Source organism: Sphingorhabdus sp. EL138 (genome assembly GCF_945862485.1).
Taxonomy (GTDB): domain Bacteria; phylum Pseudomonadota; class Alphaproteobacteria; order Sphingomonadales; family Sphingomonadaceae; genus Sphingorhabdus_B.
Map to the genome: position 1 here is coordinate 229516 of NZ_CAMAYF010000001.1, position 20612 is coordinate 250127.

A 20612-nucleotide genomic window follows, 5' to 3' on the forward strand; every position below is an offset into this window, starting at 1 on the left:
GTTTCCCATATCCCGATCTATGGAAACACAATCGCACGCAAATCCGGTGACATGGTACGGCACCACCATACTATCCGTCCGCAAAAATGGCAAAGTGGTCATCGCTGGCGATGGCCAAGTGTCGATGGGCCAGACAGTGATGAAGCCCAATGCCAAAAAGGTGCGGCAATTGCAGGATGGCTCCGTCATTGGTGGCTTTGCAGGGGCGACCGCCGATGCCTTCACCCTTTTTGAACGGCTGGAGCGCAAGCTCGAACAACATCGCGGGCAGTTAATGCGCGCGGCAGTAGAATTGGCCAAGGATTGGCGGACCGACAAATATCTCCGCAATTTGGAAGCGATGATGATTGTCGCGGACAAGGATGTGACCCTGATCCTAACAGGCAATGGCGATGTGCTAGAGCCGAATGACGGCATCGCGGCGATTGGATCAGGCGGCAATTACGCGTTGTCCGCCGCCCGTGCGCTCGCCGATTATGAAACAGACGCCGAAAAAATGGCGCGGCATGCCATGAAAATAGCTGCAGAAATATGCGTATATACCAATGACCATCTGACGGTTGAAACATTGGATAGCGCGCAATAGGCGCGCGTCACTTTTCCGCTTCACTTGAACGCCATTCGCAACTTCCCATGTAGGTCGTAATGAAAAACGCACTGACCCCAAAAGCCATTGTGGCTGCTCTCGACGAACATATCATTGGCCAAGCAGACGCGAAGCGAGCGGTTGCGGTTGCACTGCGCAATCGCTGGCGCCGCCAACGGCTTGGCGCGGATTTGCGTGACGAGGTTACGCCCAAAAACATATTGATGATTGGCCCCACGGGGTGCGGCAAGACCGAGATTTCTCGCCGCTTGGCCAAGTTGGCCGACGCGCCGTTCATTAAGGTTGAGGCCACCAAATTCACTGAAGTTGGCTATGTCGGTCGCGACGTAGAACAAATTGCCCGCGATTTGGCCGAAGAAGCCGTGCGCCTGGAAAAAGAGCGCCGCCGCGAACATGTCCGCGAAGCTGCGGAAACGGCGGCGATGGAGCGCATACTGAAAACGCTGGCCGGCGACACGGCCAGCGAAGCAACACGCGAAGCATTCCGCCAGCGTATTCGCGAACGGCATATGGACGACGTCGAAATTGAAATCGAGGTGTCCGACAATCCGACGATGCCGATGGAAATACCGGGCATGGGTGGCAATGTCGGGATGATCAATCTTGGCGAGATGATGGGCAAGGCCTTTGGCAAGGACAATCTGAAACGGCGCAAGATGAAAGTCCCCGACGCATGGAAGAAGCTGGTCGAGGAGGAATCCGAAAAGCGTCTAGATCAAGACGATGTAAACCGCGTCGCGCTTGCCGATGCCGAGGCCAATGGCATCGTGTTCTTGGACGAAATTGACAAGATTGCGGTGTCCGATACGCGCGGCGGCGGTTCGGTCAGTCGCGAAGGCGTTCAGCGCGATCTGTTGCCGTTGATTGAAGGAACCACCGTCGCGACCAAATATGGCCCGATGAAAACCGACCATGTGTTGTTCATTGCGTCAGGTGCTTTCCACATTTCCAAGCCAAGCGACATGTTGCCCGAGTTACAGGGCCGTTTGCCCATCCGCGTTGAACTGCGGGCGCTGGAGCATGCCGACTTTGTCCGGATTCTGTCCGAAACCCGTGCCAACCTGCCGATACAATATACAGCGTTGTTGGCGACCGAAGAGGTCACGCTGGAATTCAGCGACGACGCCATTGATGCCATTGCGCGCATCGCAGTGGACGTGAATTCTTCTGTCGAAAATATCGGCGCACGGCGGCTGCAGACTGTGATGGAAAAGCTGCTTGAAGACATCAGTTATGACGCCGAGGACCGCAAAGGCGAAACGTTGAAGATCGACGCGGCTTATGTCAGCAAGCAGCTTTCGGGCATCGCCAAGGACACCGACCTATCCAAATATGTTTTGTAGCCCGTGTCGCTTTACCGAGCGACAGCCGCACCCGCGCCATCGCTTGATTGCGGATCAACAACGAGCTTCCACGCCTTGTCCTTGACAAAATAGCGCTTCGCCAGCGCCTGCAAGATGGCTGGCGTTACATCGTTAAAATCGCTGTATAGCTTACCCAATGCTACAAAGCGTTCGGGGTTGTAGGTCGCCCCTTTCAGCTGATTGAGCCAAAATGTGTTCCCCGACGCCGCACGCTCAATGGCTTGCTTGGTCGGTTCCACAGCGCGCTGTAATTCATCGGCGCCTACGGGATTGGCTATTAAATCCGCCGCAACAGCATCTGCGAAAGCAAAGAAACGGTCCACATCCGCAGGCTTAACCTGCGTGTACGCCATCAAATATCCGCCGCTATTAAAACTCAGAGGCCAATTGGCAGCCATGTCTGGGCTATAGCTCGCGGCTTGTTCGGCGCGGAATTTTTCGAACAATCGGTCACGGAAAATCGCCGCCAATATTTCCAACTGTCGCCCCTCGGTAATACCTTGAATGCCGCCGCCCGTTGGCCAAGCCATGACCGCGGCCGATTGATCACTGGCCCCACGATGCATCAGGCGCACAGGCGCGGCCGTGGGCGCGGGGAAACGGACATCGCTGGCCGCGGCTGATGCGGGCAATGCCGCGCGCGGCGCCATCGCGCCGAAACTTTTTTCCAATGCCGCTATTGCGTCCGCTTTCTCAAAATCGCCAAAAAGCAGAACTTCGATGGGACCTTGCGCCATCAAAGGCTGCCAATAGGCTTCAAACTTCGCTGCATCAATTTTCGCCACTTCTGCCGGCGTCGCCGCCTTCCAACGCGCGTCCTTATTGCGCAGCAGATACTCCAAATCACGTTGCAACACCGACATCGCCGACATTTCAAAACTGGCATAGCCTGACGTAGCCAAGGCCTTGGCGCGTTCAACGGGCGCGGCATCCCAACCAGGATATTCCATCTTGGTCGCAATTAAGGTGAGCTGATCGGCAAGATCATCTGGCCGCGTATTTGCGGCAAATTGAAATGCGTCCTCATCGACCGAAAAGTTGAGTTCAATGCGCCGTCCGTTGACCATCTGATCAATTTCGGTCCGCTTAAAATTACCAATGCCATTTTCCGGCAGAACCAATGAACCTGCCCATAATAATCCGCCTTGGTCAGGGTTCACTGCTTGATGTCCACGGCCAAAACGGACCAGCACACGAATCTGGCCGCTTTCGGCTTTATTCGGATAGATCAATGCACGCACGCCATTGGATAGCTCCAGCCGCGTGAGGTCCCATCGCGCTAATGTTTCCTCGGCCACCAACTTGCCCGGCGCACCCAATTTGGGCAGCGCGGCAAAGCCAATAGTGTTTGCGGACAGGCGCGCCGATGTGTTCGCCGCCACGGACGTATTCAAAACCGCCAGAGCACGATTATCCGCGTCGGGTATCGTGGTGGGCGAAGAAACCATCAACCGCGTGACATCGGCGCTAAAAAGCTTCTGCGTGGATTCCAAAAGCCGTTCGGGCGTGAACTTATTTTGCATCCCTTCATATACCATAATGACGGTTTTCGGGGCCGCTACTGTTTCACGAATATCGACGGCATTGACGATATCATTCGCCTGCTTAGCGGCGGCTTCAAATGGGTAGCTGTCTAGCATCGTGCGCAGCGCGTTGCCGAACAATGTCTTTTCCCGGTCAATGTCCGCAACCGACGGCGGCGTCGCAACCGCATCGGCAATAATCGCGCGGACGTCACGCGTTGCAGCTTCCCATTGGTCACCGACGGGCGTCAGCGAAACCAATGTCGCATCAACGGTGCGCGAAATATCTTCCTGCTCGACTTGGGCAAATAGATAGCTGCCACCATTGCGCGCCTGCACCTCAAGTCTGCGATTAATGATTTGCAACGCCAAGGCATCGATCAGCAATTGTTCATTATAAACGATTGTGTCGTTCACTTTGCGCCAGGGCCGCAGATAGGCAAGGCTGACCGTTGTCGGTAATGTCGGCTCAATCAGCACACGCGCAGGCGTGCCTTGCGGGCTGGGGTCGCCAAAATCTGGCTCCGGCGCGCTTTGGCCTTTGCCTTTCCAATCGTTGAAATATTTCTGCACGAGATTGGCAAGCTTGGTCGGTTCCATATCGCCAGCCATGACGACCACGGCGTTTTCGGGCCGATACCAGCGGTCATGAAAGGCGGCTAGGCGGATGGCATCTGCCGCTTGCAGTGTTTCTGGCGTCCCAATGGTCGACCGGTTCGCAAGACGCTGCCCCTGAAACGCATGCTGGCGTAACGCATCGCTATAGATCATCTGCGCGCCGCTATTCTCCCGCAATTCGGCCAGAACAATCGCGCGTTCGGCATTCAGCGCAGTTGGTGAAATCCGTGGGTTACGGATCATGCCCGAAATGATTTTGACCGATTCATCCAGCTTTTCCGGCGTCGCATTGGGCAAGTCAAGCTTATACACGGTCTGCGTCGGCGTGGTTTGCGCGTTGCTATCGCTGCCGAATGTTACGCCGAACCGCTGCCAAATGCGCTTGGCTTCCCCATCCGGAACAAAGGTTGATCCGCGGAACGACAAATGCTCGATGAGATGCGCAAAACCTTGCTCGTCATTATTTTCATGCAATGCGCCCGCATCTATCCGCACGCGAATGGAAACCTGCCCCGCTGGCACATCGTTTTTCTTCACCGCATAGCGCAGGCCGTTGGGCAGAACGCCAAAAGTCCATGTGTCATCCACAGGGACGTCGCTGCCTTCATATAACCAAGGTTGTGCAACCGACTTGGCGGGCGCGGTCGCGGTGGGCGCAGTTTGGGCGTAAGTAGCGGGGGAAAGCAGCAAGGCCGCCAAAGCGAGAGCATAAGAAAGTTTGCGCATTACACTCCTCATAACGGGTGTGCAGCTTGACCGCACATGAACGATCCGAAGATCCCCCGCTTAAATTCCACCATCGACGGTGTCATAACCCAAACCGCGCAGACCAAGTTGCAACGCCTCGACACATTCCGCCAATTTATCCGCGTCGGTGGTACGGACGACGAAGTTTGCCCCGACCTTGCCCTCACGGAAAAACGGGTAGCTGCCGATCTGGCATCCTTCATGATGCTTTTCGGTATCGCCCAGAAGCTTGGCCACTTCGCTTTCGGCGACCCAGCAGCCGATTTGTTGCGACAATAAGGGCGCCCCGCCCTCAAGCGTGCCGGTCAATGCGTCCAACATGCCAGCGGTGATGTGCGGGACGCCTGCCATGATGAAGATATTGCCATGGCGAATGCCCGGTGCGCCCGACATTTTGTTGGGGATGAGGTCCGCGCCATCGGGCACGCGCGCCATGCGCAAACGGCCCGGATTGATGCCGCCGCGGGTTTCATAATATGCATGGAGGACCGCGCTTGCCTCAGGGTGAATGACAACCTCTACACCCAAAGCCGCCGCAATAGCATCGACCGTAATGTCATCATGCGTTGGGCCAATGCCGCCAGTGGTGAACAAATAGTCATTGCGCGCGCGCAAAAGGTTCACCGCCTCAATAATCGCATCCATATCATCGGCGACCACGCGCACTTCGCGCAGGCGAATGCCCTGAATATTGAGCCAAAGCGCAATTTGGCTGACATTTTTGTCCTGTGTGCGGCCAGAAAGGATTTCATCGCCGATAATTACAAGGGCAGCGGTATAGATGCGGGAATCTGTCATCCGCATCCGATAGCATAATTCACCCCCTCGCAAAGTGCGGATTATTGCCTTATATCGCGTGCATGGAACAATATGTACGCGTGACGCCCCAAGAGGCGATGCAGGCCCGCGATGGGACGATCAAATTGCACGGGGCCGAGGGCTTTGAGGGCATGCGCAAGGCCGGTCGCCTTGCCGCCGAAATCCTCGACGCCTTGGTGCCGCATGTCGTGCCGGGCGTAAGCACCGAAGAATTGGACGACATTGTCCGCGAAATGACGATGCGCGGCGGCGCTGTCCCTGCAACTTTGGGCTATCGCGGCTATACACATAGCTGCTGCATTTCGATCAACCATGTCATTTGCCACGGCATTCCGTCGGACAAGAAATTGAAAGATGGCGACATTGTTAACATCGACGTTACGCCGCAACTGGGCGGCTGGCACGGCGATACTAGCCGCATGTTCTTGGTCGGTGATGTGCCGGTGAAGGCCAAGCGTTTGGTCGATGTGACCTATGAATGCCTCATGCTCGGCATCGAAGCGGCCAAGCCCGGCAACCGTGTCGGCGACATTGGCTACGCCATCCAAACCCACGCCGAAAAGCATCGCTATGGCGTGGTTCGTGATTTCTGCGGCCATGGCTTGGGCCAATTATTCCACGATGCCCCCGAAATCGTCCATGTCGGCCGCCCCGGCACGGGCCCAGAGCTGCGCCCCGGCATGATCTTCACGATTGAACCGATGATCAACATCGGCAAGGCCGCAGGCAAAGTGCTCGACGATGGCTGGACGGCGGTAACGCGCGACCGGAGCCTGTCAGCGCAGTTCGAACATAGCATCGGCATCACCGAAGACGGCTGTGAGATATTTACCATGAGCCCAAAGGGTTTTGATCAGCCGCCTTATTGAAGGGCTTAACCAAACATCGTCATGCTGAACTTGTTTCAGCATCCATCATGCCACGCGGACCCGAGGGTTTAGGGGCGAAATGGACCCTGAAACGCGTTCAGGGTGACGGCGCGCTTAGTCCGACATTAGGTTTACAACCGCAACCCGCTCGTCTCGTCCAACCCAGCCATGATGTTGAGGTTCTGCACCGCCGCGCCGCTCGCGCCTTTGCCGAGATTGTCGAGCATCGCCAACAGGCGCACTTGCGACCCGTCGGGCAACGCCAGCACATAAAGGTCAAGCCGGTCGGACGGCGCTTGATCGGCGTGCATCAATAATTCGCTTGGCGCAGCTTCGCTGTGCACCGTCACAACCCTTGATCCTGCATAATGGGCCAGTAGTGCATTGCGTAATGCATCCGCGCTACCTGTCCCTGCCATAGCCGATAGCGGCAAGGGCACTTCAACCACCATGCCGCGAAAGGCGCGGACGACGGCGGGGGCGAAGATGGGCGGGTGGATCAGGCCTGCATGGGCCTGCATTTCGGGCACATGCTTGTGCGCCAGATCAAGGCCGTAGCTGCGATAGCCGATATCCCCGCCCTCGCCTTCGAACCTTTGTATCAACGCCTTGCCGCCGCCCGAATAGCCCGACACCGCGTTGACCGTGTAAGGCCAATCGGCAGGGATCAAGCCAGCGGCCACCAAGGGCGCGATAAGGCCCAAAAATCCGGTGGGGTAGCAACCGGGGTTGCTGACCAACCGCGCTAACGCAATCCGTTCGCGCTGGCCCTTGCGAAATTCAGCAAAGCCATAGGCCCAATCGGGGTCAATACGATAGGCCGTGGACGCATCAATGATGCGGGTCGTGGCGGATGTCGTCATCGCCACGGCCTCTTTTGCAGCGTCGTCTGGCAAGCAGAGAATAACAAAGTCAGCGTCGTTCAACGCTTCTCGCTTCGCGGCCACATCTTTACGTTTGGCATCATCCAAGGCGATCAGCGTGAACTCATCGCGGCCCGACAGCCGGTCAGCAATCTCAAGCCCAGTGGTGCCCGCAGCGCCGTCGATGAAGATGGATTTGGTCAAAGCGCAACCCTTTTGCGTGTCAAAATCGCGACCTCATGCTCGGCAAAACGTGCCGCCGCGTCCGCCAACGGTTCCACGCTTACCGCCATTGCGGCGCCATTCGCGTGGATGATGTTTTCGGCGTCGGCCATGATGCCGACATGGCCGGGGAAGAAAACCAAATCGCCGCGTTCCAGCGTTGCGCCTTCGGGTAATTCCACGCCAAAATCGGCCATTTGCATATCGGCGTCGCGGGGGGCCATGATGCCTTTCAGGCCAAAGACCAATTGGACAAGACCAGAGCAATCAAGCGCATCGCCGCTGCGTCCGCCCCAGCTATAGGGTGTGCCGACCAGTTGCTCTGCAAGATCAGCGGGCGATGCATCTACGCGCCCAATTTCCGATACATGCGTATGCGGCACAAAACCATTTTCGCACGCCAGATATTTGCCACAGGCGCTAAGTTCGCCGCAGAGCAAACGCGCGCCCATAGGATAACGCGCCAGCACGGGCGCTTTCGTCGATGGTGCAGCCACAAGCAAGGTCGCGGGCGCGCTAACGATATGCGTGGCAGCAAAATCATCCCCCAGTTCGGCAAAGCGCAGATAGCCCAAATAATTGTCGTGCAGGCAATATCCCCAGGCCCATTCGCCTGCGACATCCAACACCGCAAATTCTTCGCCATGCATCAACGCGCTGACCGGCATCGATGTTGCATGGGCCTCGGCATGGATTTCGGTAACGGGCGCGATACCTGTGCGCAGCATCGGCACCGCATAATGCGGCGCAAAAAGCTTTCCAGCCAGACTGATATCGGCAAGGTCGCCACGGATGGGCGTGGTCCTTTTGTCGCCGACAAGGCTGTGTCCGCTTAATGTGAAGATAGGCCGTGCCCCCGCCTGTATCTGACCGTCTGACAACTTCTTATATCCCCCAAATACGTCGCCCCAGCGTAGGCTGGGGCCCATTACGTCTCTCGGCTTTGAACGACAGGCGAGACAGGCACCAGCCTGCGCTGGTGCGACGAAAAATTGCTTCTACGGCCCTTAGCCGACCGGATAAGTTTCCGTCAAATAACGAAAGATCGCCCGCAATCCAAGCGCCTCGCCGCCCTTTGGCCTGCCGGGCTTGCTCGTGGGCCGCCAAGCGAAGGTATCCAGATGCACCCAAGGCACATCGTCGGGCACGAATTTTTGGAGGAATAACGCCGCAGTAACCGCGCCAGCAAAGGCACTACCGCTATTGGATGTGTCGGCGATATCGCTGTCGAGCATTTCCATATAGGGCGCCCAAAGCGGCATGCGCCAGAGCGGATCCGATGCTGCCTTTGCCGCCTCTAGTATGCCATTGGCGACGCTTTCATCATTGCTGAACATCGCAGGCAAATCGGGACCAAGCGCCACGCGGGCCGCACCAGTCAACGTGGCGAAATCAATGATTAACGCGGCCTCATCCTGTATCGCTTTGGTGAGCGCATCCGCCAACACCAATCGCCCTTCGGCATCGGTATTGTCGATTTCTACGCTGATACCCTTGCGGCTTTTGACGATATCGCCGGGGCGCATGGCGTTGCCCGCGATGCTGTTTTCGGCCGCCGCCACCAACATGTGTAACCGCACCGGTAGACGCGCCGCCATAATCAGCTCCGCCAATGCCAAAGCATGCGCTGCGCCGCCCATATCCTTCTTCATCAACCGCATGCCGGAGGCGGGTTTGATATCCAGCCCGCCACTGTCGAACGTAATGCCCTTGCCCACAATCGCGATACGCGGGTGGCGCGGGTCACCCCATTCCAATTCAATCAGGCGCGGCGCATGCTCCCGCGCGGCAGCCTTACCGACAGCGTGGATAAGCGGATAGCCCGTTTCCAGCGCCTCACCGGCGGTGACCGTGACGTCGGCCTTGTGCGATTTTGCGATGCGCCTTGCCTCGCCCTCCAACGCATTGGGCCCAAGGTCGCCCGCTGGCCGATTGACAAGATCGCGCACCAAAGCGGTTGCAGCGGCCTGCAACTCCGCCAAGGGGATGCGGGCGGGCTCGCGCACCAACAAGACCCGCGGCCCCACAAGCTTCGGCTCGCTCAGATATTCTTGGTAACGATATTGCCCTAATATCCAGCCGAGCATAGCATCACCCGCATCATAATCGGCAAGCCGATATGTCCCTTCGGGAAGGCTGTCTGCGGCTTTGGCAAGATGCCAGACGCTCGGAACGGCCGCATCCGAAACCCCTGCGACGACAGACCAGTCCCCGGGCTTGTCACCCGGCAATATGGCTATATCATTCGCATTGCCATCAAACTTTTGCGCCTTGATCGCCGTTCGGGCCGCATCGGATTGCAGCGCAAGCCAAGATTCAAAACGGCCTTTGTCGGTGATGTGGATGAGAGTGGCTGCCTGCTCATTATCAGGCTGGATCAAATTGTCGTAACGCATAAGCACCGCGATAGCCGGATTAGCATGTGAACGGGAGATAATTTAGAAATATCCTGTATTTTTCTTATATGCATGCTTTTCCTGGCAACTATCGGTCTGCCTACCTGCAATCGCAGGGCCGAACCGCGCGCCGTAGCCGCGACAATCGGAAATTCGAAAAGCTGAGGGGAGCCACCGACGCCCGCCCAATCCGCGTCATTCCGCGGCGATAAGCGTTTCGGAATCCGCATTATGCGCACCCACAAAATGCGGCGCCGAAAACACCATGACACCGTCATCGATAGGGTCTTGTGTCAGGATTTTCTTTTCTGCCGTGTAATTTTGCAAAACACGCCATGGGTGACGATCGCCATTTTTGGGCAATTTGTCGAAACTGCGTGCGAAATAGCCGGAGCTAAAGTCCGTCACAAATGGCAGCTTGGGCATGTCGGGATCATCTAAGACCGGCGTTGCCACCAGTGCATTTTTATCATCCATTTTCCATAACAAGCGGCAAACATAATCGGCCACAATGTCGGTCTTTAGCGTCCAAGATGCATTGATATACCCAAATATGCTGGCGAAGTTCGGGACGTCGTTGAACATCACGCCCTTATAATTGAAATGCTCGCCGAAATTGACCGCTTGCCCGTCTACGCTGATGACGGTCTTACCCATGGTCACAAGGTTCAGGCCAGTTGCGGTGATGATGATATCGGATTCGATATGCTTGCCCGACTTCAACTGGATGCCTGTCTTGGTAAAATGGTCAATATGGTCGGTGACAACCTCCGCCTTTCCTTCGGTAATCGCCGTGAACATGTTGCTATCGGGGATCAGGCATAGGCGTTGTTCCCATGGGCCATATTTAGGGACAAAATGGGTGTCGACATCAACCGACTCAGGCAAAGCCTCCCGCGCCAGATTGACTAACCGCTCTCCTACCTTTGCAGGGTTCCGGCGCGCATACCAATATGTGAAACGCTGCATATTGATATTGCGCCACCGCGTGAGTGCATAGGCCAGCTTCTCTGGCATGATCTTGCGCACAAATTTCGAAAACGGGTCAATGGCAGGACGCGACACCATATACGTCGGCGAACGTTGCAGCATCGTCACCTGCGCCCCTTGTTGCGCCATCACAGGCACAATCGTCACCGCCGTCGCACCTGAGCCGATGACTGTAACCTTCTTACCCGAATAGTCCAAATCCTTGGGCCAATGCTGCGGATGGATGATTTGACCGCCAAAGTCGCCCTCGCCCGCAAAATCGGGCTTATAACCTTGATCATAATCATAATAGCCAGCGCACATGAACAAGAACCGCGCCGCAAAATGCCGCTCTGCGCCGCCATCCACAGCCTTGGCCGTTACGTGCCAGCGGGCATCGGGGCTCGACCAATTGGCCGAAATAACCTTGTGGCCAAAATGGATGTGCGGCGAAATGCCATATTCATCGGCGGTTTCATGGACATATTCGTGAATGGACGGGCCATCGGCGATCGTTTTTTCATGCAACCATGGTTTAAAACGATAGCCCAGCGTGTGCATGTCGGAGTCCGACCGGATACCTGGATAGCGGAACAAATCCCAAGTACCGCCCATATCGGCGCGTTGCTCTACAATTGCGTAGCTTTTGTTCGGGCATTGCATGGTGAGATGCGCCGCAGCGCCAATACCGGACAGCCCGGCACCCACAATCAAAACATCTATCGTCGTCTCAGCCTGCGCCATATGCCCCTCCATATTACACAAAAATCTTACTGACATCGTTGCAAATTGCAACTGGCTTTCGTGCGGGAGCGTTGATGATCTGCGGCGCACCTTAGACCTGTCCATTGGTCACTAGACTTAGCAGGTAATCCATCCTGTTGATCTTACATCGCAGCGTTCACACGTCTTGAAATCCGGTCCCTTAATGCCCAGTTCGGAAATTGCGGGCCGGGCCCCTCTGGTCGTCATGTGACGGGGATGTCGGACCGCTTCATGAGTTCAAGAGGAGACCCGAAATGAATGCAGCCGTTGGAATGCCTTGCCCTGTATGCAAGGTACCGTTGGTCATGAGTGATCGCCAAGGCGTCGAGATTGATTATTGCCCGCAATGCCGCGGCGTTTGGCTGGATCGCGGTGAGCTAGATAAGATTATCGAGCGCAGCGCCGCTGCCGAAATGCCCACGCAACCCGCACCTGCCCCGCAAGCGCCTCAGCCACCACAAGGCGGCTTTGCACCACAGGGCTATCCTATGCCGCATCAAGGCTATGGCCATGGCTACCCATATAAGAAACGCAGAAAGTCGTTTCTCGAAGAGCTTTTCGACTGAACGCCAACACGGCACAAAAAAAGGGCCGCCTTTCGGCAGCCCTTTTTTTCATTTCTGCGGCTGATTAATCAGCAGCGGACAGGTTAATAGCCGAAGCCTTACCGTTGCGGCCAACTTCAACTTCGAAATTTACGCGCTGTTCTTTGTCCAGCGTGTGCATGCCAGCTGCCTGAACAGCCGAGATGTGCACGAAGCTGTCATCACCGCCGCCATCAGGCGCGATAAAGCCATAGCCTTTGTCTGCATTAAAAAATTTTACGGTGCCTACTGGCATAATATGTTCCTTTCACGAAACAGGTGACCACCGGACAACAGCGCCAGGTGGGTAGCCAAGTCGTGGTAGGGAAAAACGTTGCCCGTTCCGATCATGTGACCGGTGACGCGCCTCAAAAATCCGTCGCGGTCGACGATAGCGTTCGGTCCTTATACGCTTACTTTAGCCGATGTGCAAACTAGAAGCGAAAATAGCGACTTATTACCGTTCAGCGCCATTTTAGGGCATTGGCGCGGTATGCGTGCCGCCGAGTCTTTTTCGGTTGGCAACAACGCTTTTGGAATAATGCGCAATGCTACTGCTGACGATCGCCTCGGGGCTGTTTCCCAGCTTTCCGTTCATCAGGTCGCAACCAAGGGTAAGGTTTGCCGCGACCTTCTCTGTCACCATCCGTCCCGCCTCTTGCACGGCCGCCGGCCCACCTTGCGCCAGACTGCCGATGCGCATCGCGATCACCATGTTCGATTCCACGGCAAGGGCCCAGGCGTCCATGCCAATGTCGAACCAGTTGAGATTTTTCGGTATTGTGGTCATGTCAAACCCTAACCCCCCCAAGCCAAAATGTCACGCAGGAATAACGCCGCAGCGTTCGGCGCGCTCTTCCCCCGAAGCTTAACCGCCGACCCGCTTTAACCGCGTGCGGTTGCGCGTTATCCATTCGGATATAGTGTCATCCTGAAAACCCACCTGCTTGACGGTTTCAATCCTGTTGCCATCGCGTGTGGTGGTGAGGCGAAGAATGGCGGGGCGATCATCATCCTTGCCGGGCGATTCCTCGACAATCGTCCAATGCGTGGCATCGGTTGCTGACCCTTCCATACGCACAGTGTAGGTAAAAACCTCGACTGGGCGCGCCTTGCGGAACGTGCCGGTGGTGATGGTACCAGCCGCAGGGTCAAACAGTTCGACCGACGTAATCCTTACATTACCGACCTTTGGACCATCGTCGAAGTCGGATTTGCGGATCATGGTTACACCGTCGCCCTGATCCTCAACCACAGTTTTGACGGGAATGCCGAACCATTTATTCGCGCTATAATCAAGATATTCAAGGCTGCCCTCCCAATTGCCAGCTAACGAAGCGCGCGCGGCAGCAACGTCCACCGGCGAAGGCTGTGCAAACACAGGCGTGGCAATGATGCAGAGCAGTAATGGGGTTATATGTCGCATGATGGAGAGTTCCCGTTGACGGTGGTATAAATCACGAAGGTTATCGCATTCGGATTTTAGGCGATAGAGCGATTTACTAGCCCGATGTGAAAAATAACTATGAAAATGAGAGAGCTAAGCAGATATCCGCCGCGCCCACCCCACTTTGCATTTCCCAAACCCTGCATGTAAATGTAACGGGTTGCAAAATCACGTTTGCAAAGTGCCGTCATGTTTGAAGTCGATGCGGTTATCACCTGGGTAGATGGGGCTGACCCTGTGCTGACGTTGAACCGCGATTATCATCTGTCAAAAGCGAATGCGCTGGCTTTGGCAGGGACCAAAGCGCCGTTGCACGACAATGGCACCAACCCACATCGGTGGCTGTGCAGTGATGAGCTGAATTATTGCGTGCGTTCTATCGCCAACAACGCGCCTTGAGTGCGGCGCATCTGGATTGTAACCGATAACCAAACGCCGGAAATCATGCAGCTTCCCCCCGAAATTGCTGCAAAAATCAGCATCATTGACCATAGCGAAATTTTTGCCGGGTATGAGGATGCGTTACCGACGTTCAATTCGCTGTCCATCGAAACGATGCTGTGGCGCATTCCGGGGCTCGCCGAACATTTTCTCTATTTCAACGATGATGTTTTTTTAACCGCGCCCGTGACGCCGTCCGATTTCTTTGCCGCCGATGGTCCCGTGCTGCGCGGTAAGTGGATAGACCATAAAGATTTTGCGGCCTGCAATGTGCGCCGGGACGAGGCAAGCCTGCTAAACCATTATAATCACATCAACGCCGCGCAGATGATTGGCTATACCGCCGATCACGTGTTCGAAAGCGCGCATGCCGTGCACCCAATGCTGCGTTCGGTTATGGCCGAATTGTTCGACACGTTCCATGACGCGTTCATCCGCAACGCCAGCTGTCGCTTCCGCGATGCGGGGCAGTTTCTGCCGCAAAGCCTGCACAACCATGCCTGCTTGGCCGACGGAAGCGCCGCGATTTTGGACACGCGCGATTATCTGCATGTCGCGGTCGGCGCGACCGGTGCGTGGTCGGCCGACGATGTTAGCTTCTATCTTAGCAGCACAGCGCGCGACGCGATCAAGTTTCTGTGCGTTAACGATTTGCCCGAGGTGGAGCGCAGCTTCCCCGATGCACGTTTGTGGATCGAGGAAGCGATTACCCGTTAGACGCGCGGATTAAAGCTCAATCATGCTCCCGATCACCCGCGCCCATATATAGCTCGCGGCCGGTTTCATCATAGACCTTGCTCATTTGCGCCATTCCGGCCTCTGCTTCTTCGGTCGCGATGAACGCTTCGGCGGGCTGGTTCTGCAGCTTGGCAAATTCGCGCACTTCCTGGCTGATTTTCATTGAGCAGAATTTGGGGCCGCACATCGAACAGAAATGCGCTGATTTTGCGCCTTCGGCGGGCAGCGTCTGGTCATGATATTGCTCGGCCGTTTCTGGGTCGAGGCTTAGGTTAAACTGGTCGCGCCAGCGGAATTCGAAGCGCGCCTTGCTGAGCGCATCGTCGCGGACCTGCGCGGCGGGGTGGCCCTTGGCCAAGTCAGCGGCATGGGCGGCGAGCTTGTAAGTAACAACGCCGACTTTCACATCGTCGCGGTCAGGCAGGCCCAAATGCTCCTTTGGCGTGACATAACACAGCATCGCGGTGCCATACCAACCGATCTGCGCCGCGCCGATACCGCTGGTGATATGGTCATATCCCGGCGCGATGTCGGTGGTGAGCGGTCCGAGCGTGTAAAATGGCGCTTCGCCGCACGCCTCCAACTGCTTTTCCATATTCTCTTTAATCTTGTGCATCGGCACATGGCCGGGGCCTTCGATCATCACCTGCACATCTTGCGCCCAAGCGCGCTTGGTCAGTTCGCCCAACGTGTAGAGCTCGGCAAATTGCGCTTCGTCATTGGCGTCGTAAATGCTGCCGGGGCGCAGGCCGTCACCAAGGCTATAGGCGACGTCATAGGCCTTCATAATCTCGGTGATTTCGTCGAAGCGTTCGTAGAGGAAACTTTCCTTGTGATGCGCAAGGCACCATTTCGCCATGATGCTTCCGCCGCGTGACACGATGCCGGTCATGCGCTTTGCCGCAAGCGGAACATAAGGCAGGCGGACGCCCGCGTGGATGGTGAAATAATCGACGCCCTGTTCGGCTTGCTCAATCAAGGTGTCGGCGAAGATTTCCCATGTCAGGTCTTCGGCAACGCCGCCGACCTTTTCCAACGCCTGATAAATGGGCACTGTGCCGATTGGCACGGGCGAATTGCGGATAATCCATTCGCGCGTGTCATGAATGTTGCGGCCCGTCGACAGGTCCATAACGGTGTCCGCGCCCCAGCGGATCGACCAGACCATTTTGTCGACCTCAGTCGCGACATTGGATGCAACCGCGCTGTTGCCGATATTGGCGTTGATCTTGACGAGGAAATTGCGGCCAATCGCCATCGGCTCGGATTCAGGGTGGTTGATGTTATTGGGGATGATCGCGCGACCACGGGCAATTTCATCGCGGACGAACTCTGGGGTCACATAATCGGGGATCGACGCGCCAAAGCTTTCGCCATCGCGTTTATATTCGGCCAGCCGCGCGCGGCCCAGATTTTCGCGCTCCGCGACATATTCCATTTCAGGGGTGATGATGCCCTTGCGCGCATAATGCATCTGGCTGACGTTCATGCCGGGCTTTGCGCGGAGCACCTGTTTGCGAACATTGGGGAATGGCGCGACGCCGCCGCTGCGGTCGGGGCCAAGCTGACCATTGTCCTCAGGTTTTACTTCGCGCTGCGTGACTTCGGTCACATCATTGCGCGCAATGATCCATGGGCGGCGAAGTTCATTCAGGCCGACGCTGATGTCGATGCGCGCGTTGCTGTCTGTGTAAGGGCCGCTGGTGTCATACACGCGCACGGGTGGCTCGCCCGACGATGGCTCCAAATGAATTTCGCGCATCGCAACGTTCAACGGGCCAACATGGATTTTCTTGCTGCCGCGAATGGGGCCAGTGGTTACGCCAATCTCAGTGCGCGCGGGAACGTCTGCCATCTTTTTCTCTCCAAAATTTCATAAGGAGAGCGAGTAAGCGTGAAGACCGGGGTTGGTCCTCGCCAGTCCCCCGGACTGGCTGCGGTCTCACCTCCCTACGCCCGTGCAAACGGGATCAGGTTCAGCGGGTCGCGGGCATACCAGCACCGCCTCTCAGTCGAGCGACTCCCCGGGGATGATTTGATGATAGGCGAGACGGCCCAGCCCGTCCAGTAGATTACCGATAAACGCACTCTAGCGCGGCGCCGTCCTCAAAAAGTATAGCTGACGCCGCCCGCCATAAACCATTGACTTGCATCGCCGCGCAACGACGTAACGGGTGATCGTGCGGCATCGTTGGTTAGGCGCGAATAATTGATGAAACCATAAACACCCCAGCCGCCATCGCGCGCATCGCCCGATAAATCGACTGCGCCGAGCAGGCCTGCGCCATAGCTTTTCCAGCCGCCCTTGGCGTCAAATACTGGCAGGCCGCTGGCAATGCTGCCCGCTTGATCGATGCTGAAATAGGTGTCAGCATAGTCGCCATCTACATGCGTGGCCGACAGGCTGAGCATAGTAAATATCGCCATCGACAAGGGCGTTGCATAGCTGACGCTGGGGCTGATGATACGGCCCTTATGTGCGCCCGCGACATCCCATTGGATGTCCGTAGACATCGACACGCTATCAAAGTGATGCAATATTTTGGAGAAGGACACGCCCGCAGTCGCGCCAACCTCAATCGCCACATCTTCCTTGCCCAGCAAACGGACCATTGGGTCCTTGATATCATCATTGCGGTCCATGCGGAAACGCAGGAGGGGCCCTGCGAGGAATTTCACATCCTTGCCGCTATTGCCATCGGCGACGAGGTCAACATAAAGTCCTGGCCCACGCGCGCCAAAATCAATGCCTTTAACGCTGCCTTGAACAAGCGGCGCGGGAAAAAGATCATATTGGTCGGACCCGTCGTAGCTGGGACTTAAGCCTGCACCAAGGCCAACTGTCACCCAGTCACCTGAAAATACGCTGCGATTGGGGCGCTCGGCTGCGGGCGCTTCGCTATCTTGGGCAAAGGCAGGTACGCACAACACGACACTAGCAGACAGCACGGCAACGTAGCGTTTAAAGACACTCATGAAATGCTCCTGTTGAACCAAAGCTGGAAACCAACCGAATGTTCCCTTAGTTCCGCCCATATCACAGCAAAGCGGGTTAGAGCATGTATTTCATTTTTATCCGCTGACTGACTTCGGCAGCATCAATGGCAAAAGCTGCAGCTTTGAACTTCGGCGGTCCAGAGACGATCGCGGGGTTGCGCGAAAAACCGAAGCCTTCTTTTGGAATGAAGATTGCCATGTCCATTTTGTCATTGCCATTTTCATCGTGTATCACGGCTATCGCATAAGTGCCTTGGGCAATGCCGCGGAAGGAAACCTGCGCAGAATCACGCGCCGGCAGTGTGGTGCGAAGGCTTTTCGTATCTTTACTGCAATCGGGGAAAAAACGCGGGTTTGCGGTAACGCAGACCAGAACATTGCCCTTCATATTGCGCAGGCCAGAAATATTGACCTCAAGCGTTGCGGGAGATGCTGTTGCCGCCGTAGCCGCGCTAGCGAGGGCGGCGGTTCCAATCGCCAAGCCCAAGATCCGTGCCGCATATTTTGTCCCAAAACCTGAAATATAAACCATAATTTCCCCGATATGCTTCATGATGCTTTTGGTGATGCGTTGCGGTTATGAGCCAACGCCCCATCCTGCCGTTAACGATGAACTTGGGAAAGCATTCCCACCCCATATGGTTGGTCACGCCCATGATCGTCATGATCGCTAACACAGCGCCCAATGCCCCGACATGAACAGGGATGAGAAAAACCAGAACGGGAATGACGAACGCGCCGGACAACGCCTCCCAAGGATGAAACGACATTGCCGCCCATGCGGTGGGTGGGCGGCTTTCATGGTGGACGGCATGTGCGGCCTTGAACCAAAATGGTCGATGCATCAAGCGGTGCGTCCAATAAAACCAGGTGTCGTGCGCAAACAAATAAAATAAAATCGACACCGGAAGGTACCACATAGGAAATGCGTTCACGTCGGTGTAGATCTGCGTCCAGCCGAAATTATCCCAGCCCCAAGCCACAATGCCCGCAGGAATGCCATAGATAGCCGCACTGGCCAGGCTCCAGCCGATCTCACGCTTAATTTGGTTATCAAGACCAATATATAATCCGGGTTCTCGGATTTTGGTCGCCCAAGCAAACGCGCCGCTGACAAGCAGATAGCGGGTTCCCACAATCACCGTCATCGCCGCAGCAGAGGCAATCAATACAAGCAAACTATCCATATTATGGCCTTAGACTTTTTGCGATTAGTTTAGCAAATTACGCGTTTTGAACGCTTTCGGACCGGATATACTGATCACATCACCATCGTGCATGACCGATATTGGCCTGTCATAATTATCACCCGCTTCACCCAATAACGCAAACTCGAGCGGCTTGGGTAAGGACGGCACAATATGCGTAAAGGCGAGCATGCCCACATCTGCCGATTTGGCAACATCGGCGGCCAGTTCTGGGCTAATATGGTAATTTTGGATGTCGTCAAAAATCTTGGCGCGGTTTGTCATGCCGGCCTTTTGCGCGCTATTGGCGAGCGTTTCGACGATGCGCGGGGAAAGCAGTTCGCTCACCAAAAGGTCTGAACCCTTGGCCGCAGCCGCGAGTTTCGGTGTAAACGCTGTGTCGCCGGTGATGGTGACGCTTTTGCCTTTGTAATCAACGCGATAGCCAAATGCAGGCGTGATCGGATCATGGTCGACGGCGAACGCCGTGATCCGAACGCCATTGGCGTTGTAAACAATCCCCGGCTCGATAGCCGCGCCTGTCATACCAAAGCCGGACGGCGGCACAACGGCTTCGCCATGATGCGCAACGCGGTATGTGGAATCAATGCGATAGGCCGCGTTCAACCCTTCCGTGATTTCGGTGACGCCGGTGGGGCCCGACACCTTCAAAGGTGTTTTTGCGCTCGTCCCAGCCCAGCGTTGCAAGGTAAATGGGCCAAGGCCTTCGAAATGGTCACTGTGCAGATGCGTCAGCCACACGCCTTGCACTTTATCCAGCGGCATGCCCATCAGGGACAATGTTTCGCCGGATCCCTCCCCCATGTCGAAAACGAACAGCTTGCCATTGGCGATAACAACCGTGCAGGCGGCGGCGCGATCGCGGCTTGGTAAGGGGGATCCTGTACCACAGAAACCGACATGCAGTTGGTCGGCGGGCAAATCGGCCATAACGTTGCGTGCCATGGCGCCATCTGCGGCGCGACTAATAAGCGCCATCGCGATTGTATCGCGCTGCGCATAAGCAACGGCACCGACAAGTCCGATAAGCCCAAGTGCCGCCAAAAGCCATTTTTTCCGCATTTTCATTCCCCCATATGCAGCCGCTTTCGCTGCGCGCTGCGGACCATATCTACCCGTCTTGCGCCTGAATAGCATGCAGAAAATATTGCGCCTTCCCGCAGCTGGTAAAAATGATGGCGTAGGGTCAGGACCACTTAAATCCACCTTCGCGGCGTCAAAATGGCAAAGATATCGAAGTAAAATGTCCGCTGCAGGCAGTTATTCTGCCTGCAAGGGCATTTTGCTTTGAGATCGAAGCCATTTTGGCGTCCTTCGGATTTGACCCATACTGTCCATTGCCACGTTGGCAAGCTTGGACTTAGAACCACTAAGCCCTGCGCTTGCCGCCTTGCACTGAACAGTATGGCCTCAAACCGCGAAGGTGGATTTAAGT

At 56.0% G+C, this 20612-nt stretch carries 20 protein-coding genes and 1 riboswitch; of the genes, 6 read left to right on the top strand and 14 right to left on the bottom strand.

The annotated features are described in order from the left end of the window. Window positions 1-19: 19 nt before the first annotated feature. Both hslV and hslU read left to right on the top strand, forming a co-directional pair. A complete protein-coding gene (hslV, locus tag Q0O33_RS01045; RefSeq protein ID WP_295494858.1) occupies window positions 20-586 on the top strand; it encodes an ATP-dependent protease subunit HslV in 567 nt (188 codons plus the stop codon). Between the two features lie 59 nt (window positions 587-645). Next, window positions 646-1950, top strand: a complete 1305-nt coding sequence (gene hslU, locus Q0O33_RS01050; RefSeq protein ID WP_295494860.1) for an ATP-dependent protease ATPase subunit HslU — start codon at window positions 646-648, stop codon at window positions 1948-1950. Window positions 1951-1961: 11 nt separating this feature from the next. On the opposite strand, the gene Q0O33_RS01055 is transcribed toward hslU, so the two are convergent. Beyond that, window positions 1962-4838 carry a M16 family metallopeptidase gene (locus Q0O33_RS01055; RefSeq protein ID WP_295494862.1) on the bottom strand — a complete coding sequence of 959 codons (2877 nt, stop codon included), beginning with the start codon at window positions 4836-4838 and terminating at the stop codon, window positions 1962-1964. Between the two features lie 60 nt (window positions 4839-4898). After that, on the bottom strand, window positions 4899-5657 hold the full coding sequence (locus Q0O33_RS01060) for a competence/damage-inducible protein A (RefSeq protein WP_295494865.1): 759 nt from the start codon (window positions 5655-5657) through the stop codon (window positions 4899-4901). Window positions 5658-5719: 62 nt separating this feature from the next. Here Q0O33_RS01060 and map point away from each other — a divergent pair, with 62 nt between their 5' ends. Continuing rightward, window positions 5720-6547, top strand: coding sequence for a type I methionyl aminopeptidase (gene map / locus Q0O33_RS01065; RefSeq protein ID WP_295494867.1), 828 nt, complete (start codon window positions 5720-5722; stop codon window positions 6545-6547). 131 nt (window positions 6548-6678) lie between these two features. Here the strand turns inward: map and argC are convergent, their stop codons facing one another. The 4 genes from argC to Q0O33_RS01085 all read right to left on the bottom strand — a co-directional run bounded on the left by argC (window position 6679) and on the right by Q0O33_RS01085 (window position 11741). Next, the gene (gene argC, locus Q0O33_RS01070; protein ID WP_295494870.1) at window positions 6679-7614 is read right to left on the bottom strand and encodes an N-acetyl-gamma-glutamyl-phosphate reductase; all 936 of its coding nucleotides are present in this window, start codon (window positions 7612-7614) and stop codon (window positions 6679-6681) included. Then, entirely contained in the window at window positions 7611-8561 is a 951-nt protein-coding gene (locus Q0O33_RS01075; RefSeq protein WP_295494872.1) for an NlpC/P60 family protein, read from the bottom strand. Before Q0O33_RS01075 ends, argC begins: the two co-directional genes overlap by 4 nt. A 78-nt stretch (window positions 8562-8639) precedes the next feature. Continuing rightward, entirely contained in the window at window positions 8640-10028 is a 1389-nt protein-coding gene (locus tag Q0O33_RS01080) for a leucyl aminopeptidase family protein (protein ID WP_295494875.1), read from the bottom strand. Window positions 10029-10223: 195 nt separating this feature from the next. Continuing rightward, on the bottom strand, window positions 10224-11741 hold the full coding sequence (locus Q0O33_RS01085) for an NAD(P)/FAD-dependent oxidoreductase (RefSeq protein WP_295494877.1): 1518 nt from the start codon (window positions 11739-11741) through the stop codon (window positions 10224-10226). Between the two features lie 275 nt (window positions 11742-12016). Here Q0O33_RS01085 and Q0O33_RS01090 point away from each other — a divergent pair, with 275 nt between their 5' ends. After that, the gene (locus tag Q0O33_RS01090; RefSeq protein WP_295494879.1) at window positions 12017-12328 is read left to right on the top strand and encodes a zf-TFIIB domain-containing protein; all 312 of its coding nucleotides are present in this window, start codon (window positions 12017-12019) and stop codon (window positions 12326-12328) included. A 64-nt stretch (window positions 12329-12392) separates the two neighbouring features. Here Q0O33_RS01090 and Q0O33_RS01095 read toward each other — a convergent pair whose 3' ends face one another. From Q0O33_RS01095 to Q0O33_RS01105, 3 genes are all read right to left on the bottom strand, one after another. Beyond that, window positions 12393-12602, bottom strand: a complete 210-nt coding sequence (locus Q0O33_RS01095) for a cold-shock protein (RefSeq protein ID WP_295494880.1) — start codon at window positions 12600-12602, stop codon at window positions 12393-12395. A 219-nt stretch (window positions 12603-12821) separates the two neighbouring features. After that, window positions 12822-13136, bottom strand: a complete 315-nt coding sequence (locus Q0O33_RS01100) for a hypothetical protein (protein WP_295494882.1) — start codon at window positions 13134-13136, stop codon at window positions 12822-12824. A 78-nt stretch (window positions 13137-13214) separates the two neighbouring features. Then, window positions 13215-13772, bottom strand: coding sequence for a hypothetical protein (locus Q0O33_RS01105; protein WP_295494884.1), 558 nt, complete (start codon window positions 13770-13772; stop codon window positions 13215-13217). A 210-nt stretch (window positions 13773-13982) separates the two neighbouring features. On the opposite strand from Q0O33_RS01105, the gene Q0O33_RS01110 reads away from it, so the two are divergent. After that, window positions 13983-14192, top strand: a complete 210-nt coding sequence (locus Q0O33_RS01110; RefSeq protein WP_295494886.1) for a Stealth CR1 domain-containing protein — start codon at window positions 13983-13985, stop codon at window positions 14190-14192. Next, complete coding sequence (locus Q0O33_RS01115) at window positions 14193-14951, top strand: hypothetical protein (RefSeq protein ID WP_295494888.1); 759 nt, start codon at window positions 14193-14195, stop codon at window positions 14949-14951. It begins immediately after the preceding gene. Between the two features lie 16 nt (window positions 14952-14967). Here the strand turns inward: Q0O33_RS01115 and thiC are convergent, their stop codons facing one another. The 5 genes from thiC to Q0O33_RS01140 all read right to left on the bottom strand — a co-directional run bounded on the left by thiC (window position 14968) and on the right by Q0O33_RS01140 (window position 20239). Then, window positions 14968-16827, bottom strand: a complete 1860-nt coding sequence (gene thiC, locus Q0O33_RS01120) for a phosphomethylpyrimidine synthase ThiC (protein WP_295494889.1) — start codon at window positions 16825-16827, stop codon at window positions 14968-14970. Window positions 16828-16902: 75 nt separating this feature from the next. Then, window positions 16903-17009, bottom strand: a riboswitch (TPP riboswitch). 69 nt (window positions 17010-17078) lie between these two features. Beyond that, window positions 17079-17948, bottom strand: coding sequence for a MipA/OmpV family protein (locus Q0O33_RS01125; RefSeq protein ID WP_295494890.1), 870 nt, complete (start codon window positions 17946-17948; stop codon window positions 17079-17081). A 76-nt stretch (window positions 17949-18024) separates the two neighbouring features. Beyond that, on the bottom strand, window positions 18025-18450 hold the full coding sequence (locus Q0O33_RS01130; RefSeq protein WP_295494891.1) for a DUF2141 domain-containing protein: 426 nt from the start codon (window positions 18448-18450) through the stop codon (window positions 18025-18027). Continuing rightward, complete coding sequence (locus Q0O33_RS01135) at window positions 18422-19156, bottom strand: sterol desaturase family protein (protein WP_295494893.1); 735 nt, start codon at window positions 19154-19156, stop codon at window positions 18422-18424. Before Q0O33_RS01135 ends, Q0O33_RS01130 begins: the two co-directional genes overlap by 29 nt. 24 nt (window positions 19157-19180) lie before the next feature. Next, window positions 19181-20239 (bottom strand): MBL fold metallo-hydrolase, encoded by a 1059-nt coding sequence (locus Q0O33_RS01140; RefSeq protein ID WP_295494895.1) that lies wholly within the window; start codon window positions 20237-20239, stop codon window positions 19181-19183. Between the last annotated feature and the right edge of the window lie 373 nt (window positions 20240-20612).